This window comes from Planococcus ruber (assembly GCF_022819085.1).
GTDB lineage: Bacteria > Bacillota > Bacilli > Bacillales_A > Planococcaceae > Planococcus > Planococcus ruber.
Genome location: NZ_JALHAG010000001.1, coordinates 607,813 through 625,742 on the forward strand (window position 1 = coordinate 607,813; position 17,930 = coordinate 625,742).

The window sequence follows — 17,930 nt, forward strand, 5'->3', positions numbered from 1 at the left end:
CAGTATCTATGCTTCAAGTGGAATTTTTCCATCTCACGAAGTCTAGTCATAGGCAAAGTCTATAATTACTTTAGTTTTACCACGTTTTCTATTGCTTATCAATTTAAGTTGTTTAATGGACGTACATATTTTTATGTGATGAAATAGAGTATTCCAACAGATGCTAAATTAGTTTGCATATCAGTGGGTTATCGAAAGTTGAATATACGAAGGAGAGAAGAGGCTATTCAAAGCTTGTCTTCTCTCTTTTTGTGTGTAAAAGTGCTGGCTTAATTTTTTTGACTTGGTTAATCTTAATAGGCAGTCGCTCATATCGTTAGTTTTCTCTTTTCGTAAAGGAGTGCCATCATGAACGTATTTGAGAAATTTCAAACCGTCATTATTTTAACCGCAGTGGGGATCGGTCTTTTATTCGGTCAACTCTACTTTTTTGAACAATACGCCGGATCCTTCATCGTGCCATTTTTGTTGCTGATGCTCTATGGATTATTTCTTACCATACCCTTGCAGCACTTGAAAGACGCTTTTAAAAATCGCAAGTTCTTGAATACCAGCATCCTTATCAATTTTTTCTGGACGCCTTTGATAGCATGGGGACTGGGGGCTGTCTTCCTTGCGGACCATCCAGCCTTATGGATTGGGTTTATCATGCTGATGGTGACGCCTTGTACCGACTGGTACTTGATGTTCACGTCGATTGCCAAAGGGAATGTCCCCTTGTCCACGTCCGTTTTGCCGATTAATTTGATTCTGCAGGTCGTGCTGCTGCCGGTCTACCTGTTCATTTTTGCCGGCACAATCGAGCCGATCCCGTTATCAACCATCGGCGAAAGCATTGTCCTGGTGCTGATCATTCCATTTACCCTGGCGCATGTGACGCGCTATGCCTTGCGGAAGAAGGAGAGATTCTTGAATGAGAAACTCGTGCCTTTTTTCGCTACGGCACAGATTTTCTTTTTGTCCCTGGCGATCCTGGCGATGTTTGCTTCGCAAGGGAAGTACCTGCTCAACAACCTTGAGGTCATTTCCATCTTGTTGCTGCCGGTTTTGTTGTTCTTTGGCATCAACTTTATCGGGGCGCAATCGGTGGGAAAAGCGCTGAAATTTTCCTATGAAGATACGGTGAGTTTAAGCCTGACGATCATCGCCCGCAATTCGCCCGTTTCGTTGGCCATTGCGGTCACCGCTTTTCCGGATCAGCCGTTGATTGCGTTAGCCTTGGTCATTGGCCCGCTGATTGAATTGCCCATATTGGCCATCGCATCTCAACTATTGCTCCTTAAAAGAAAAACAGCTTAATAGTAAATATACAAAAAGAAAGACGGATGCTTAACCCTCTGTCTTTCTTTTTTATTCCCGTAATCATAGTGTCAGTAAAAGGATGAAACACAATTAGAAATAGGGACTTGAACATATAAGCATATGCTGGTATGCTGTTATTGGATTACAAACAGGTAACGAAAGAAATCCTACTTAATCAAAAAACGATACAACCCGTAGAGTGAGGTGAAAGAACAGATGGAAGTGAAAGCGAAGGAAATTGAAATCGAGAAAGCCAGTATTGTCCTTAAATTACTTGGAGACAAGACGCGCCTTGCGATGATGAAGCTCTTGGAGAAAAACGAGTGCTGCGTCTGCGAATTTGTGGCCATCTTCAACATCAGCCAATCGGCCATCAGCCAGCATTTGCGGAAACTCCGCGATGTCGGATTGGTGAAGGAAAACCGGAAAGGCCAATGGATTTTCTATTCATTGAACAAAGACAGCGAACTGTACGAAATGGTCTTGCATATCCTGGAGGTGATTCCGAGTCAGGATGAACGAATGAAGGAATTGGAGAAACAAGGACTGCGAATCAGCTGTGAATAATGGAGGGAACTAAATGGTACAAGGAATTTTAGCATCGGTCATCTTCCTCCTCACCCTGGTACTCGTCATCTGGCAGCCACGCAATCTATCGATTGGTTGGTCGGCTATTGGCGGGGCAGTAGTTGCTTTGTTGGTTGGAGTCGTTGATTTTCAAGATGTAGCAGATGTATTTGGAATTGTGTGGAATGCCACACTGGCCTTTATCGCCATCATCATCATTTCATTGATTTTGGACGAAATCGGCTTCTTCGAATGGGCAGCGCTTCACATGGCGCGAATCGCCAAAGGGAACGGCTTGCGCATGTTTGTCTTTGTCAGCATCCTCGGTGCCTTTGTGGCGGCGTTGTTTGCGAACGATGGGGCAGCCTTAATTTTGACGCCAATCGTCTTGGCGATGGTCCGGAATTTGAATTTCTCGGAAAAGATGATTTTTCCATTCATCATGGCCAGCGGATTTATTGCGGATACGACCTCGTTGCCGTTAGTTGTCAGTAACTTAGTGAACATCGTCTCGGCCGACTTTTTCGGCATCGGGTTTGCGGAATACGCCTCCCGGATGATCGTCCCGAACCTGTTTGCGTTAGTGGCCAGTATTTTGGTGCTGTATTTGTTTTTCCGGAAAGACATTCCGAAAAACTACGAAGTGGCGAATTTGAAAAAGCCGAACGACGCCATCAAGGACCACAAGATGTTCCGCCTGTCGTGGTTTGTTCTGGCGATTCTGCTAGTCGGATATTTCTCCAGTGAATTCATCGGGGTGCCAGTTTCGATTGTCGCGGGCATCATTGCCATCTTCTTTTTATTGATGGCACAAAAAAGCCCAGCGGTCCGGACGCGCATCATTTTACGTGGTGCGCCGTGGAACATCGTCTTCTTCTCGCTCGGCATGTACGTCGTGGTCTATGGACTGCGGAATGTCGGCTTGACCGGCGTGTTGGCAGATGTCATTCAGATGGCGGCGGAGCAAGGCTTGTTTGTCGCCACGATTTCGATGGGCTTCATTGCGGCCATCCTGTCGTCGGTGATGAACAACATGCCGACGGTGATGATCAATGCGCTCGCTATATCTGAGACGCAGACAACCGGAACCATCCGGGAAGCACTCATTTATGCGAACATCATCGGATCGGATTTGGGTCCAAAAATCACCCCAATCGGGTCGCTCGCTACGCTATTGTGGCTGCACGTCCTATCATTAAAAGGGGTGAAAATCTCATGGGGAACGTATTTCAAGGTCGGCATCATCCTGACGATTCCGACGCTTCTCGCAACCCTCATCGGATTGTACTTGTGGTTATTGATTCTCTAAAAAAATCTATTTATCCAAAAGGAGCTTACCATTATGACGAAAAAAACATTGTACTTCCTCTGCACGGGCAACTCATGCCGCAGCCAAATGGCGGAAGGATGGGGGAAAGAAATCCTTGGAGACGAGTGGCAGGTATTGAGCGCTGGCATCGAAGCACACGGGCTGAACCCGAATGCGGTAAAAGCGATGAACGAAGTGGATATCGACATTTCGAATCAGACTTCAGACATTATTGACCTAGACATTCTGAACAATGCGGACTTTGTCGTGACATTATGCGGCGATGCCGCGGACAAATGCCCGATGACGCCGCCTCACGTGAAGCGCGATCATTGGGGATTTTTAGATCCGGCGAAAGCGGAAGGAACCGATGAGGAGAAATGGACGGTCTTCCAGAACATTCGTGATGAAATCGGTGCCCGTATCCGTGAATTCGCAGAAACAGGCAAGTAATCAAAGAGCCGTGATCGGGTATCACGGCTTTCTTTCTCAGTGCTACATGCGTCTATTCTAAACTCGTAATGGAGGAGAAACTATCATGAAAAAAGTCGAAATTTACGATCCGGCGATGTGCTGTTCCACCGGTGTCTGCGGTCCCGTTGTAGACCCGGACTTAACCAGAATCGCGTCAGCTGTCTATTCCCTTGAAAAGAAAGGCTTCACGATTGCGCGTTATAACCTGACCAATGACCCCGGTGCCTTTGTCGAAAACGGAATCGTCAACCAAGCATTGGTAGAAAAAGGACCGGAAGTGCTGCCGTTGGTTCTGGTTGATAACGAAGTCGTCAAAATGGCGGCGTATCCGACCAATGAAGAGTTGGCGGAATGGTTCGACACCACGCCCGCCGAATTGCAGGAAAAGCCGCGGATTCGCGTGTCGGTCAATTTTGGCAAGTAAAGGAGCATATTCTATGTATTCGCTATTCAATCCGAAAAACATGCCGCTGACGCCGTTCCTGTTCTTCACCGGAAAAGGCGGGGTCGGCAAGACCTCGACCGCTTGCGCCACGGCGGTCGCGCTGGCTGATCAGGGCAAGAACGTGCTGCTGGTCAGCACAGACCCGGCTTCTAATCTGCAGGACGTGCTGGAAGTCGACTTGACGAATGAGCCGATGGCGATTCCAAGCGTTCCGAATCTGTCTGCGTGCAACATCGATCCGGAAGAATCAGCGCGCGCTTACAAGGAAAACGTGGTCGGCCCGTACCGTGGCAAGTTGCCGGATGCAGTACTCGCGACCATGGAAGAGCAATTGTCCGGTGCCTGTACGGTAGAAATCGCCGCCTTTGACGAATTCTCGCATCTGTTGGCGGATGAAACCATCTTGGACCAGTTTGATCATGTCCTGTTCGATACGGCACCGACCGGTCATACGTTACGGCTGTTGCAGTTGCCGACGGCTTGGAGTGGCTTCCTGGAGGAAAGTACGCATGGCGCTTCGTGTTTGGGGCCACTGGCGGGATTGGAAGGCAAGAAAGAGATGTACGCCAAAGCGGTCGCTTCGCTTTCCGACCGGGAAAAGACGACGTTGTTATTGATTGCGCGTCCCGACAATTCATCGTTGTTGGAAGCTGACCGGGCATCAGGCGAACTGAAGGAAATCGGCATTCGGAACCAATTGCTGATCGTGAATGGTCTCTTGCAGACGCATCAGCCGGAAGATGCGGTATCGACCGCGTTCTACAGCCGTCAGCGTCAAGCGTTGCAGGAAACGCCGGAAGCCTTGAAACAGGTCATGACATATGCGCTGCCGTTCGTTTCGTATTCCCTGACGGGCGTGGAGAACTTGCGTCACCTGTTCAGCTCGTATGCCATGACGACATTCGAAGTGGAAGACACAAACGAAGAAGCGTTGGCCCTTCCGGGCTTGAACCAAGTGATTGAAGATTTCTCGGAGAAAAACACCCGGGTCATCTTCACGATGGGCAAAGGCGGCGTCGGCAAAACGTCGATTGCCTCAGCCATTGCGGTGGGCTTGGTTGAAAAAGGGCATCGCGTCCATTTGACCACCACCGATCCGGCGGCCCATCTGGCCTATACCTTTGCAGGCGGTGAAACGCGCGATAATTTGTCCATCAGCAGCATCAATCCCCAAATTGAAGTCGAACGCTACAAACAGACGGTTCTTGCGAATGCCGGGAACGGGTTGAGCGACGAAGAGCTGGCCCACCTGCAGGAAGACCTGGAATCGCCGTGTACGGAAGAAATCGCCTTGTTCCAAGCGTTTGCGGCGGTGGTCGAGAAATCGGAGAACGAAATTGTCGTGATTGATACGGCGCCGACCGGCCATACGCTGTTGTTGCTGGATTCGACGGAAGCGTACCACAAGGAAATGAGCCGTTCGACCGGCGATGTGCCGGAGAACGTGAAAAAGCTCTTGCCGCGCTTGCGCAATCCAGAAGAAACCGTCGTCGTCATCGTGACGCTGGCGGAAGCGACGCCCGTACTTGAAGCGGCACGGCTGCAGGAGGACTTGAAGCGCGCGCAGATCGAACCGAAATGGTGGGTCATCAACCAAAGCCTGTATGCCACGGAAACGACGGATCCGATTTTACGCGGCCGGGCAAGTTCCGAGAAGAAATGGATCCAAAAAGTGAACGAAGAACTGGCGTCGAAATGCGCCGTGATTCCTTGGCTGCAGGAAGAAAAGATTGGTTATACCCAGCTGAAAGAATTTATTTTGTAAAAACCAAATGCGTAGTACAGTATCTTTTTTCAACTTAACGGGATAAATAATGGAAGGTGGTAACACCATGAGCAAAAATTATCAGGAACTGGTCAAGAACCGCATTTTTATTGGCGGCGCAGCGGATGCCAAAGACGCAGTCGACACCGAACAGATTGACTTGGTGGTGGATTTGCGGGCAGAAGTGACCGAAGGGGAGTACGAATACCTCCGGGTCCACAGCCCCATCGTAGACGATTCCGACAACCAGCAGGATGAATCGGTCAAGAAAGCGATTGATCAAGTGGTGGACGCCTACAACGACGGCAAAAAAATCTATTTCCACTGTGCAGGCGGCAGCAATCGCACCGGCACGGTGGCCATTGGCACACTGTTATCCCTTGGGCAAGCGGATAGCATCGCAGAAGCGGAAGCCCAGGCCACGTCCGTCCGCCAGAAAATCAACGTGAAACCGGCGTTGAAAGAGTCCCTTCAGCGGATTTTCCCCGATGCCTGAAGAGTGCTAGAATAAATAAAACTTAAACCCAAAAGGAGAGATCTTACCCATGATGATCACCAATGAAGCCAAACAATACATCCAGTCCATCCTGGACGAGCAAAAAGCGGAAGGGCTGCGGATTCACGCCGTCGCTGGCTGCTGTGGACCGTAGATCGGCATGTCGTTGGATGCGCCGGAAGCGACAGACGAAGTACTGGACGTTAACGGCATCCGGATGGCGGTTGCCCCGGAAGCAAAAGAAATCGCAGACAACCTGACCTTGGATTTCGAGGAACAGGGAGAACAAGCCGGTCTGGTCATGATTGGCGCACCCACCGGGTGCTAGATGAAAAAGAGCTCATGGGTGAGCTCTTTTTTTATGCCCATCCATTCACTTGGCTTCTTCTTTCTAGGAGAATCGTGTCTCGCCATACGCCAGCGCGTTGGCCGATGCGTTCCCGGCGGCCGACTTCCCGAAAACCGTTCTTCAAATGGAGCTGCAAGCTGGCGTGATTCTCTGGAAAGATGCTGGCTTGTAAGGTCCAAAAGCCTTGTGCTTCGGAAGCGCGGATTAATGCCTGCAATAAGGCCATTCCGATTCCTTTGCCTTTGTGGGCCGGATCAACGTAGACACTGACTTCTCCGACCCCTTTGTATACTTGGCGGCTTGAAACAGCCGACACTTTACACCAGCCAATGATTTGCTGCCCTTCTTCCAGTACCAAACGACACGTTGAATCGGTTTGGTCGGCCCACTTTTCATAAGAAGGTGCTTCAGTTTCAAACGAAGCCAGACCGGTGGCCAGTCCGGTTTCGTAAATCCGTTTCACGGCAGGCCAATCCGCTGTTGCGAATGTTCGGATGATGCGGTGCATAATCCAACTCCTCTCAATTTCCTTATTGTTTTTAATAGGATAGAGAAAATACTTGCAAAATGCAAGTATTATTTGTATGCTATGGATGAGGTGTTGAACATGGAAAACAAACGAGAATTGTTTCAAAGCATGGTTAAGCGGTTCGGATTGTTGAACAAGAACTGCTGCATGGTCGGAGACATGGAAATCAGCTTGGTGCAAAGCCACATACTGTACGAAATCGACAAACGGCAAACGCCTTCGATGCAGGAAGTAGCAGACGCCCTGGCAACCGATTTGTCCACGTTCAGCCGCCAGATCCAGACGCTCATTAAAATGAACCTGGTGACGAAGTCACCGTCGGAAGCCGATAAACGCATCTATGTCCTGCAACTGACAACCGAAGGGAAATTCGCGGCCACGGTGATCCAAGAAGGCATCGAGACGCATCTGGACGAGATTTTCTCGCACTTGAATGAATTCGAACGCGAAATTGTCTTGCAATCGATGCAGTTGCTGAACCAAGCCATGGCCAAGTCAACGGTCTGTTGCAAGCCCATGTTTTAACTGAACGGAATTAATACTTGCAAAAATCAAGTTTTATTATAGAACGACCAAAGGAGGAAGTTATATGAACACGCAAGCAGCTTGTTGTTCACCGAAGGTATTTCCCATCCAGTTTGACTTACCGAAAAAAGAAACGAATGCGCTGCCGATCGTTATCATTGGGGCCGGTCCGGTTGGATTGGCCGCAGCCGCGCATCTGGCAAAAGCTGGAGAGAAGTTCCGGGTGCTTGAAGCAGGGACCTCTATCGGCCATCACGTGTTGCAATGGGGACATGTCCGCCTGTTTTCCCCTTGGCAGTACAACATCGACAAAGTCGCTCGGGAATTGCTGGAACAATCGGGGTGGGAAGCACCGGTCGAGGAAGAATTGCCCACAGGCAAGGAGCTCGTCGACCAGTATTTGACGAAACTGGCAGAGCTGCCAGTTATACAGCCCTTTATCCAACTCCACACCCGGGTACGGGGCATCAGCCGAAAAGGCCAAGACAAAATGAAGACCGCTGGTCGGGGGAACCTGCCGTTTGTCCTTTATCTAGAAGAAAACGGAGAAACGACCCAGCGCATCGAAGCGAAAGCCATCATCGACGCTACGGGAACTTGGGGACAGCCGAACTCGTTAAGTGCCGGCGGCATAACGACGAAAAACGAAGAGAAGCTGAGTCAGCACATCTATTACGGCATCCCGGATGTCCAAGGAAAGGATCGTGAACGGTTCAGCGGAAAGCCGATCGCGGTGGTAGGCGGCGGCCATTCCGCCATCAATACCATCCTGGAACTGGCTGAACTGCCCGATTCGAAAATCACGTGGATTCTGCGCAAGAACCACGTGGAAGACGCTTATGGAGGAGAAGCGAACGATGCGCTCCAAGCACGGGGCGAACTGGGTTCCCGGATTCATCAGTTGGTGGATTCCGGCCAAGTGGATGTCTACACGCCTTATCGAATTTATGACGTGAACCGAAATGGGGAAACGTTGACGCTGGAAGGGGAATGGAAGGAAGCAAACCATTCGATTGATGGACTCGATGAAGTGATCGTCAATACCGGCAGCCAACCGGACTTTTCATTCCTGCGTGAAGTGCGCCTCAGCATTGATCCGGCCACCGAAAGTGTGGATGCATTGGCACCGCTGATTGACCCGAACCTTCACAGCTGCGGCACGGTCCGTCCGCACGGCGAACGGGAACTGCGGCAACCGGAAAAGAATTTCTACATTGTCGGCATGAAGAGCTACGGCCGGGCGCCGACGTTCCTGATGGCCACCGGATACGAACAGGTCCGTTCCGTCGTCGCGTACCTCACGGGAGATTTCGAGGCCGCCCGGAACGTGGAATTGGATCTGCCGGAAACCGGCGTCTGCAGCGTCAACCTTTCTCCGAACGGCACACAACCGGTTGCAGCCGGCAGTTCGGGCTGCTGCTAAAGGAGAGATGACAGATGACCGTGAATCACGGAGGGCGTTTGCAGCCCGACTATTTCCGTTCCTATTTATCCCTTATCATGAACCCGCGCCAATGCACCGTCGATTGCGCACGGGATTTCATGCTGACAACCTTTTTCCAGGGGAATCCGGAAATGTTTGGACCAGAGAGCTACGAGAGCTTTCAAGTTGCGGTAAAATCTTTGAGCAAAGAAGGATAAAAAATATATATAGAAAAGAAGCGTCTAAGAGATTCAGTCTCCAGGCGCTTTTTCTTACTTTGTTCTAACTATTTGAAGTTTACATATGACCCCTTATCGGAAGCAGAATCAATTACTAATGAAATCGGGCGGTTCACTGAAGCTCAAAAAGAATGAGGAACTCCGGTCTTTTCGATAACTGGCTAAAGACTATAGCTTTCATGGTTTTCGACAAAAATCGCCCAACCAGTTAGCTGGTTGGGCGTTTATATTTGGATGACAGTTGGTAAAAAGTCGCTGTCGATAATTTTTTTCAAGCTATCGATGGTTTCTTCATAAGACACATCTTCAGCCAGGAACGTTTTCGTATTGCGGTTATAGTCCTGCTTATAGAAATCGGTGCTAATGATTTCATTCAATGTCTTTATCAGTTCATAGCCAGGCTGACAGGAAGCCGTGTCCCGACCATCTCTTCGAATCTCGATCACCTCAGGAATTAGTAATTTCAATCCTGCTGCATCGACGAATCCACTTCCTTCAATCATATGCAGATCGTATAGGTGCCTTGAATAGCGAGTACTTTCTTTTTTTTCGTAATAATCGCAGATGGCAAAGATTTTATCAAGAAACGTCCGGTCGATCGTCTGCACATTCGCCGCAAATGGTCTCATCTCGTATTCATCCAAAAACCGTTCTTTTTCCGCTTCGTCGCCCTCTGCAGCCATAACGAACTTCGTGATGTAATTGCTTACTCCAAGCTGTTCGAATGGAAAGGGCTTATAGGCGACATTCGTTTCCACAAGGATGTGAGGGGACATCTCATCGTCACCTTCAAATACTTTTCGATAGGCAATTTCATACTCATTGAACTCCCGGCCTGATCGAATCTGATCCGGATTAAGCAGGGAAAATCCGAGGTCCTCAATCACAAATTCGATCGCCGCTTTCAGCTTCTTTTTTTCGCTTCTCGGCAGCTTATTGTTGTCTCCAAGCGGAACGCTGAGATCTAGGTCTTCTGAAAAACGCTTGATGACATCGTAGCACTTCGAGAGGGAGGTTCCGCCCTTAAATACAACGCCAGGGAAGACGGAAACCAGCCGCTTCAGAAGCAGGGACACATAATAATCCTTTTCAATCTGGAAATTCTGCAGTCCATACGCTGCAGCCGCTGACCGGACCAACTCATTAAACAACTCGTTCTCTTCGTGCAATCGCATCTAATAACCCCAATTCATATACTCTCAGTTTTGTTTTTATCGGGTACACATCGAGATATTCCTTCACTTCCCGTTCATTCAATGACACGCCCTCTAGATAGGACAAGATTTTCTCTTTCACCACTTCAAGCGGTTTTTCACTGTACTGCTCATAATTATTCAATAGGTCGAGCACTTGAAGAAGCTTGTAGTTGGATTTATTCACGTTTACTCTTGGTTTTCGGATGATGAACCTTTTTTTGTAGACATTTACTTCCCGCTTGGCGGCGGAAGCATTATTTGTCACGATGGTCGCAACCGCTGCTGTTTGGGAAGTCAGGCCCAAAGCATTGGCGAAATTGGTACCTGACTTGTAACCGATGATACGATCCCGATCCTCTAAAAATTTTTTTCGCACAATCTGGTCTGTATCTAGCACAGCTGAGCCGAACAGCGGTTTCTTTTTTGGGATGAAGTAGATGCCGTTCTGGACTTTCGCCAGCAGACCTTTGTCAGAAAGGCGCTTGATATACTGCCTGAGGGTACTTGGATTCAGCTTGAGCTCCTCTTTTAGTTGCTCCGTGAGAATAGGTTCATCGTATCCGTATTCATCTAATAGATATTGATAAAGTTCCATCGGTACTCACCTCTTTCCTATATTGTAACATATTTAAAAAATAAAATTCAAAAAACGTTACACTCGATATGGCTGAAACCCAAAGGAGAACTTCTATTTTTTTAAGTGACGGGATAGTTCGTTAATAAAATAGAGGAGAGAGATATGGCCATTTAGAGCTACATTTTCTCCTGATATGTTCGTAAAAGTGTACTTTTACGAACGCTTTAAGATTATGGAAGGAATCATACTAACAAGTAAATTTAATGTAAAATAGTACTTGGTAATAAGTTTTTGAATTTTCATAACTTATTGTATTGATTAAAAAATATTTAAGGAGGTGGATTAATTGAAATTATATTATCAAGAGTATGGAAATAAGAATGCTCCGTTAATGGTATTTTTACACGGTGGCGGAGTTAGTAGTTGGATGTGGGCTAAACAAGTCCAATATTTTTCTGACTATCATTGCATCACCATCGATTTACCAGAACAAGGGGAGAGTAAGAATGCGGAATACTTTTCCATTCGAAAAAGCGCAGAGGATATTGCTAAGTTAATAGAGAAGCTAGCTAATGGTAAGAAAATAATTGTTATTGGTTTTTCATTGGGTGCACAAGTACTTATTCAAATGTTGAGTATGAATCCAAGTTTAATTCACAGCGCTATTATCAATAGTGCATTAGTAAGACCGAATGGGTTTGTACGAAAAATGATCAGACCATCTATCAAAATTACACTTCCGTTAGTGAAAAATAGATATTTTTCAAAGCTTCAATCTAAAACGCTGTACATTGAGGAAGGAGATTTTGAAAAGTATTATAAAGAGAGTTCTCAAATGAGTTCAGATACTCTTATTCGAATATTAGAAGAAAATATGTCATTCAAGATACCTGATGAATTTGATAAAACAATGGGCAAGGTGCTAGTTACTGTTGGAGAGAAAGAAAAAGGACTAATGAAGAAATCAGCTATGGACATCTTGTCGAAAAATCCAAATTGTATAGGAATCATTATACCTGGTGTAGGTCATGGCATATCTCTAGTAAACCCGAGTTATTTTAATCAAATGATTAAAAACTGGCTGGAAAATAGTGTTTTACCACATGATGCCATATCTATAAAATAATTTTCTTTACCTTATTGCTGTCCAAGAGGCACTAACTAAAATTAGAGTTTACATATCATCAGATTATCGGCAGAGATAAACTATACATCTAATGAAGAAAAAAGGAAGAGAAGCTGCCAATTAGAGCATTTTCTCTTCCTTTTTGATGTTTCAAGTGTCCTTCTTTAAATCCTACTCCTTAAGCAGCAATTTAAATCAGCGAAATACTAAGATTTCTCGAAAAGTTGTTTTATTAAGGAAATCTCTTATAGAGTTAGAATCTTTAGCGTTTTTCTACTAATTTGGTTCCACATGCACATGAACAGCAGAGATATCATACATCTTCATCAATTCTTTTTCCACCTTTGTTGAAATGTCATGAGCAACGCGAATATCCAAATCGGACCGGACAAGCAGAACAATATCCACTGCCGCACGATTGCCATAGTTTCTGGCTCGGATGTCTTTGACTCCTGTGACACCATAAACGCTTAAGACGGTTTCTTTAAATGATTCAATCAAATTTTTGTCGAACCCATCCGTTAAATCATGGGTGGCATCCCAAAAAATTCCCCATGCGGTTTTGCAAATTAAGAAGCCCACCAGTACGGCTGTCAAGGTATCAAGCCATGGCAAATGAAATTGAGCACCGATAATTCCAACCATTGCCGCGATGCTTACCCAGGCATCGGAAAGGTTATCTTTTGCTGCAGCACGGACTGCCTGACTGTTGATTTTTTTACCCAACTTTATGTTATATCGGTAGACAAAGTACATGATAATTGCAGAAAAACCGCCCGTCCAGGCTGCAAGCAGATCGGGAGCTTCGTGGCGTCCGGCAAAAACAGAAGTGATAGCCGCATAGACTACCTGCAAGCCAATTGCCATCATAATGAAAGAGGCAATTAATGCAGCGATTGTTTCAGCTCGCCAATGTCCATACGGATGATTATCATCTGCGGGCTTTTGGGAAAATTTCAATCCAATCAAAACTGCTATAGAAGCGACGATATCGGTCACATTATTGAATCCATCTGCTGTAAGGGCTGCCGAATCGGCTATGTACCCAATAAACAGCTTGAGTACAGATAAGATAATATAGGCGGTAATACTAATGATCGCACCCTTTTCCCCCAGCTTTAAATTATCATATCTTTCTTGTTCCATAGTTCATTCCCCCACTTTCAAAGTCACTTGAATATGATAACAGCCGCTTATCGAGTGGGTCTACAGCAAAGGTTTTTCAGCATAGCATAAGGAGGGAGGTAGGGCAAGAAAGTTTCAATAAGGAAAGACACTCCAAATCCTTGTGAAATCTAACGTGATAGCTTTTCTTAGTTGCCTTTCAGCCTATTTTTAAATGTATAGAGGTAGATTTATCGGTATATAAAAAAAGTTAACATATGAGGGATTATCGGTAGCTGAATAATAGAAGGGGAGAGAAGATGTGTTTTAATTAGCATCTACTCTCCCCTTTGATTTGTATAAGTATCCTTCGATAAATGGCTATTTTATAAACCTATATGATTTAAATATGGGGTGGGAATATTTAAACGGAAATATGGGTTTAAGATGGACCAGCTTTTTAACTTGCATGAAGAAAAGTAATATAGGAATCGAAATATAGAATCTTTAGATAGGGTGTCTTCAAAGTTAGAGCTTAACAAAATTAGGACAGAGGTTAGAAGATCTTTAATTTAAGTATCTAGTGATTTGAGTGAACAAAACTTAATGAAAATGTTTACTTTGTGATTGAGTGAAATGTATCAAAAGTGAAATAGTCAGTTCAAGTTTATATTCCCTGAGCTTGTGTTAATCTCTATTTTATTGCTGGCGTTCCCTAAAGTACCTTCTAATCCTTTGTTATTTCGGTAAACCTCATTTAGTAGAAGGTTGATTGATTGCCTACCGCTATTTGTGGTAATCAATAAATGTAAATCAGGTTCTTTTTCATCAAGAACAATTGAAGCATTCCCACTTGTTGTTGATAAATCTACATCATTGTTTATTTTGGCAAACTCCAGTTTGATATTCCCGCTGCTTGTGTTTACCCTGATCTTATTTTTTCCAAGATTCTTTCCAAATACATTTCCAGAGGACCCATTTAACACAATTAAGTCTTCGTAATAATCAGGAATTTTAATTTCTAATTTAGGCATTTTCGTTAAATTAAAGAGGCGAGCAGTGTTGCTATCTAAACTAATCGATAACTGTTTGAGTGAGTTGTCAATTTCTACATCGGATCCATCATCATAAACAGTGAGATGGGTTTCCAAATCTCCAGTTGTGCTCGGTAGAATGGTAACATCTGTACTATTAAAGTTGATATATATTTCTTCTATCCCTTCTGTAGAAGCCTTGTTGGTGATTACTTTTTCTTCTCCTGATGAACAGCCAGTTAGAGTGATTAATAAAATTATGCTTACAAAAAAATTTTTCTTCATGGAACTAACCTCCTCTCAGTGAGTATAAAAGATGACGTCGAGTCATTTTCAACATTTTTGAATTAATTGTTTTAAATGGGTTGAAAGTGACTTAGCGTCATTTTATATACTGTTACTTGTAGTTCACTATTTAAATAAATTAAAGGAGGAGCTTCCACTTGAAAAAAGAAGATATCATCATATACGGGTGTGTAATCGTCGGAGTTGGAATCGGGATAATGTTTGATAATGCTTTTCCGGGGGCCCTTATTGGGTTGGGGATAGGATATTTGTTGAAAACCTTTTTAATAAGTGATGAAAAGAAGTAGGGGGTTGGGATGAAATTATTGCATATCAATGAAGTGAAAAAAATTAGCGGAGTATCTGTCAGAACTTTAAGGTATTACGACCAAATGAATCTCTTGAAGCCTATTTCTAAAACGGAAGGAGGGCATAGGTTATATTCAAGTATTGAGCTGAAAAAACTGCAGCAAATCCAGTTTTTAAAAACAATAGGATTTCAGTTGAAAGAGATTAAAAAAATGCTAGATTCAGAGGAATGGGACTGGTCATCTAGTCTGATGAAGCAACTTTCTTACGTTAAAGCCCAGAAAGATGATCTTACTGAAATCGAATTTAATCTAAGAGAACTGATAAACGGGGTCGTAATCGACGGAGAAGATTTTAGGATAAAAAAACTAATGGATTTATATTCGAAGAAATCACGAAACATTCCTCCGTACGATAAAGCTGATTTAAGAATAAGAAATGCAGAAGTATTGAACAAGTTGCCGAAAATGTCGAGTACAGATGCAGATTCCTTAGAATGGATTGCTTTGATTGGGCAATTGAATAAACACATGAAATTAGGATACAGTCATTCACGCATACAAAATATCATTAGAAGAATGGATGAAAAAAGACTTGAGGATTACGGAGGGGAAGATGACTTTCTAGACGAATTATGGAAGATTCGGATGTCTCCACAAGCTTCAGATAACTATAACCTTTATCCTATCGATCAGAAAGTGCTCGATTTTATGCAACAAGCCTATAATCATTATTTAGAAAAAATTTAGCAATTTTGGAGGAATAAATGCAAATAGAATTGTTACTTTATATAGGTGGTTTAGCCTTGTTAGATACTCTAAGCCCGACAATAGTTGGCGTTACTCTTTTTCTTATCCTAGCTAATAATAGAAAGAATTTGCTGATGAAATTGTTTTTTTATTTACTCACAGTTGTTATATTATATTTTTTACTGGGAATAGTAATGATGGTAGGCGCAAATTATTTCATAGATTCTTTCTCGAATATACTTCTTAACAGGTTTTTTAGCTGGACTATCTTTATTATAGGTCTGTCATTATTCACGTCTAGTTTTTTCATTTCTCCAAGTAACAAAAAAAATATTCCAATACCTAAAGATCAAAGTTTCCTTTCCATCATATTCATTGGTATCACAACATTCTTTATTGAAGCAGGAACAGCACTCCCATATTTTACTGCAATTGGTTTATTAACTACTAATGACGTACCTATGTATCAATGGTTATCACTTTTAGCTTCATATAATTTGATAATGGTATCACCTGCGATAATCTTTTTCTTATTGTATAAAACTTTTGGTAAGTATATTAATAATCTACTAACTCACCTAATGAATAAATTAACAAGTAGTTCTAATTCGACCTTATCGTGGGTCATGTGCATAGTAGGACTGATACTAGTCTTTAATACTTTAGATTACTTATGATCTAAGTTGTAAAAAAGGGTAAAAGATGAATGTTTAAGCGTTGAATTAGGCGAAGTGATATAAACTTAAAAATTTCCTCTCACGAAGTTCGGCTTGTACAGGAAAACTTCTTTTTTAAAATTATGGTTTTAAAAGTACAAGTGCATATCTAAAAAGGAATAGGTAGAAATTTAGTAAACTCGATACTTAAAAAGAAAGAAAACTCTTATTGTAGGAATTGAAGAGAAGATGACAGCGATTCGATTTGACTGATATGAAGAAAACCGACTGTACTTAAGCTTCACAGAAGTAGAGCTGAACATGATTTTAACAGTGCTGGAGAAGAGTCTTCCAGACGTTGAAATCACAAATCGAATAGATCTATTGGCAATGGCTTTTCGAAAACGAAAAATAGAGGAACGAGAATCAACAGGTAAAGAATGAAAAAGATAGCTTAAAGTTCAATGCATAAATACGATATACTATAGAGAGAACTTGTTCATCCGAGACAGCATTCGTCCTGAACTAGCAAGAAAAGCAGGGGAATTACAAGTAAGCTTTAGCCATCTGACTACTATGGCTACTGTTAAACAAGCATTGAAGAGCTTGTTGGTTAAATAATAATGTAATCTTTAACCACAAAAAAATCATTCCATTAGTCTCGTAAACTGATGAATGAGTTTTTTGTTTGAATGTAACATAATGTAAATTAAGTTACATTCACATTCCCGATTCCGTTGACCTCTCCTAAAAATCAACGAAATTGATTTTTGTAGAAAAAATGATACATTCATAAGCCTATTCTATAAGGTTTGAAGTTCGAATTTTAGCAGGACTTAGGCTTGCATATGAGGGATTATAGAAAGGATAGAAGCTGTTAAAAGCAGCATCTACCTTTTTTTGTTCGTTTAAGTGTACTTTTAATTAATTATCTAACTCGTAAATTAGGAATAGTAAGATTGCTCTTCAATGATTAAGTCAACTGCATCTCTCAAATGCACCAGTTCATAAGAATGCCCATTTAAATTTAATTGGAAATCGGCCGAGTAGTTTATAAAATGTAAAGTGAAGTTATGGTATTCGCTCAAGCTAAGTGTTAACAAAAAGTTTCCAGTTAAATCTTCAAAGAGCTCAATTGATTCGTACTTGCTTTTTGTTTTTCCTTTCTCAATTTCTTTGGCGATTTTTGTTAAATCCCTCTGTGTATGTAACAGCATTTTCTTATCTAGTTCAATGAGCATTGTAGTTATTTCTATAAAATTTTTATGGATGAACTTAAAACGGTATTTTTGATTTTCTTCTTCTAAAACCAATTTCCATTGTTCGTCTTCAATTAAATGAATCATAATGAGCCTCCTTTTTATTGACAATGAAGATTTTCAATAGCCTCTATTTGAATTATGAGTGGAGGAATAGAATACATCAATCTTCTAGAAGACTGAGCATATATACTACTTAAAACAAGTTTACA

At 43.4% G+C, this 17,930-nt stretch carries 21 protein-coding genes; 15 read left to right on the plus strand and 6 right to left on the minus strand.

Translation table 11 applies throughout. The features are described 5' to 3' along the window. The first annotated feature begins 348 nt into the window (after window positions 1–348). The 8 genes from MTR82_RS03065 to MTR82_RS03100 all read left to right on the plus strand — a co-directional run bounded on the left by MTR82_RS03065 (window position 349) and on the right by MTR82_RS03100 (window position 6,686). The gene (locus MTR82_RS03065; protein ID WP_246807662.1) at window positions 349–1,299 is read left to right on the plus strand and encodes an arsenic resistance protein; all 951 of its coding nucleotides are present in this window, start codon (window positions 349–351) and stop codon (window positions 1,297–1,299) included. Between the two features lie 219 nt (window positions 1,300–1,518). Next, window positions 1,519–1,869, plus strand: coding sequence for an ArsR/SmtB family transcription factor (locus tag MTR82_RS03070; protein ID WP_246807663.1), 351 nt, complete (start codon window positions 1,519–1,521; stop codon window positions 1,867–1,869). Window positions 1,870–1,882: 13 nt separating this feature from the next. Beyond that, window positions 1,883–3,178, plus strand: a complete 1,296-nt coding sequence (locus tag MTR82_RS03075) for an arsenic transporter (RefSeq protein ID WP_246807664.1) — start codon at window positions 1,883–1,885, stop codon at window positions 3,176–3,178. Window positions 3,179–3,211: 33 nt separating this feature from the next. Next, window positions 3,212–3,631: an arsenate reductase (thioredoxin) gene (gene arsC, locus MTR82_RS03080; protein ID WP_246807665.1), complete on the plus strand. Its 420-nt coding sequence runs from the start codon at window positions 3,212–3,214 to the stop codon at window positions 3,629–3,631. 85 nt (window positions 3,632–3,716) lie between these two features. Then, the gene (gene arsD / locus MTR82_RS03085) at window positions 3,717–4,076 is read left to right on the plus strand and encodes an arsenite efflux transporter metallochaperone ArsD (RefSeq protein ID WP_246807666.1); all 360 of its coding nucleotides are present in this window, start codon (window positions 3,717–3,719) and stop codon (window positions 4,074–4,076) included. A 13-nt stretch (window positions 4,077–4,089) separates the two neighbouring features. Then, complete coding sequence (gene arsA, locus MTR82_RS03090) at window positions 4,090–5,862, plus strand: arsenical pump-driving ATPase (protein ID WP_246807667.1); 1,773 nt, start codon at window positions 4,090–4,092, stop codon at window positions 5,860–5,862. Window positions 5,863–5,929: 67 nt separating this feature from the next. Then, window positions 5,930–6,358, plus strand: coding sequence for a protein-tyrosine phosphatase family protein (locus tag MTR82_RS03095; RefSeq protein WP_246807668.1), 429 nt, complete (start codon window positions 5,930–5,932; stop codon window positions 6,356–6,358). 160 nt (window positions 6,359–6,518) lie between these two features. Beyond that, window positions 6,519–6,686 (plus strand): hypothetical protein, encoded by a 168-nt coding sequence (locus MTR82_RS03100; RefSeq protein WP_246807669.1) that lies wholly within the window; start codon window positions 6,519–6,521, stop codon window positions 6,684–6,686. A gap of 31 nt (window positions 6,687–6,717) precedes the next feature. On the opposite strand, the gene MTR82_RS03105 is transcribed toward MTR82_RS03100, so the two are convergent. Continuing rightward, window positions 6,718–7,215 carry a GNAT family N-acetyltransferase gene (locus MTR82_RS03105; protein WP_246807670.1) on the minus strand — a complete coding sequence of 166 codons (498 nt, stop codon included), beginning with the start codon at window positions 7,213–7,215 and terminating at the stop codon, window positions 6,718–6,720. Window positions 7,216–7,314: 99 nt separating this feature from the next. Between MTR82_RS03105 and MTR82_RS03110 the strand changes: the two genes are divergently transcribed. The 3 genes from MTR82_RS03110 to MTR82_RS03120 all read left to right on the plus strand — a co-directional run bounded on the left by MTR82_RS03110 (window position 7,315) and on the right by MTR82_RS03120 (window position 9,402). Then, on the plus strand, window positions 7,315–7,761 hold the full coding sequence (locus tag MTR82_RS03110) for a MarR family winged helix-turn-helix transcriptional regulator (protein WP_176295252.1): 447 nt from the start codon (window positions 7,315–7,317) through the stop codon (window positions 7,759–7,761). Window positions 7,762–7,825: 64 nt separating this feature from the next. Then, the gene (locus MTR82_RS03115; RefSeq protein WP_246807671.1) at window positions 7,826–9,184 is read left to right on the plus strand and encodes an NAD(P)-binding domain-containing protein; all 1,359 of its coding nucleotides are present in this window, start codon (window positions 7,826–7,828) and stop codon (window positions 9,182–9,184) included. 14 nt (window positions 9,185–9,198) lie between these two features. Further along, a complete protein-coding gene (locus tag MTR82_RS03120) occupies window positions 9,199–9,402 on the plus strand; it encodes a hypothetical protein (RefSeq protein ID WP_246807672.1) in 204 nt (67 codons plus the stop codon). A 245-nt stretch (window positions 9,403–9,647) separates the two neighbouring features. Here the strand turns inward: MTR82_RS03120 and MTR82_RS03125 are convergent, their stop codons facing one another. Both MTR82_RS03125 and MTR82_RS03130 read right to left on the minus strand, forming a co-directional pair. Then, a complete protein-coding gene (locus tag MTR82_RS03125; protein ID WP_246807673.1) occupies window positions 9,648–10,598 on the minus strand; it encodes a nucleotidyl transferase AbiEii/AbiGii toxin family protein in 951 nt (316 codons plus the stop codon). Further along, the gene (locus tag MTR82_RS03130; protein WP_246807674.1) at window positions 10,567–11,214 is read right to left on the minus strand and encodes a DUF6088 family protein; all 648 of its coding nucleotides are present in this window, start codon (window positions 11,212–11,214) and stop codon (window positions 10,567–10,569) included. Before MTR82_RS03130 ends, MTR82_RS03125 begins: the two co-directional genes overlap by 32 nt. 328 nt (window positions 11,215–11,542) lie before the next feature. Here MTR82_RS03130 and MTR82_RS03135 point away from each other — a divergent pair, with 328 nt between their 5' ends. Continuing rightward, the gene (locus MTR82_RS03135) at window positions 11,543–12,322 is read left to right on the plus strand and encodes an alpha/beta fold hydrolase (protein WP_279576961.1); all 780 of its coding nucleotides are present in this window, start codon (window positions 11,543–11,545) and stop codon (window positions 12,320–12,322) included. A gap of 276 nt (window positions 12,323–12,598) precedes the next feature. Here MTR82_RS03135 and MTR82_RS03140 read toward each other — a convergent pair whose 3' ends face one another. Both MTR82_RS03140 and MTR82_RS03145 read right to left on the minus strand, forming a co-directional pair. Beyond that, complete coding sequence (locus MTR82_RS03140) at window positions 12,599–13,468, minus strand: cation diffusion facilitator family transporter (RefSeq protein ID WP_203334048.1); 870 nt, start codon at window positions 13,466–13,468, stop codon at window positions 12,599–12,601. Window positions 13,469–14,082: 614 nt separating this feature from the next. Further along, window positions 14,083–14,745: a DUF4097 family beta strand repeat-containing protein gene (locus MTR82_RS03145; RefSeq protein ID WP_246807675.1), complete on the minus strand. Its 663-nt coding sequence runs from the start codon at window positions 14,743–14,745 to the stop codon at window positions 14,083–14,085. A gap of 158 nt (window positions 14,746–14,903) precedes the next feature. Here MTR82_RS03145 and MTR82_RS03150 point away from each other — a divergent pair, with 158 nt between their 5' ends. From MTR82_RS03150 to MTR82_RS03160, 3 genes are read left to right on the plus strand one after another with little or no spacing between them, the layout of a single operon-like run. Further along, a complete protein-coding gene (locus MTR82_RS03150) occupies window positions 14,904–15,053 on the plus strand; it encodes a hypothetical protein (RefSeq protein WP_246807676.1) in 150 nt (49 codons plus the stop codon). Window positions 15,054–15,062: 9 nt separating this feature from the next. Continuing rightward, window positions 15,063–15,803 carry a MerR family transcriptional regulator gene (locus MTR82_RS03155; protein WP_246807677.1) on the plus strand — a complete coding sequence of 247 codons (741 nt, stop codon included), beginning with the start codon at window positions 15,063–15,065 and terminating at the stop codon, window positions 15,801–15,803. Between the two features lie 17 nt (window positions 15,804–15,820). Then, on the plus strand, window positions 15,821–16,480 hold the full coding sequence (locus tag MTR82_RS03160) for a GAP family protein (protein ID WP_246807678.1): 660 nt from the start codon (window positions 15,821–15,823) through the stop codon (window positions 16,478–16,480). 923 nt (window positions 16,481–17,403) lie between these two features. Here MTR82_RS03160 and MTR82_RS03165 read toward each other — a convergent pair. Beyond that, entirely contained in the window at window positions 17,404–17,805 is a 402-nt protein-coding gene (locus MTR82_RS03165; RefSeq protein WP_246807679.1) for a hypothetical protein, read from the minus strand. Window positions 17,806–17,930 lie beyond the last annotated feature (125 nt).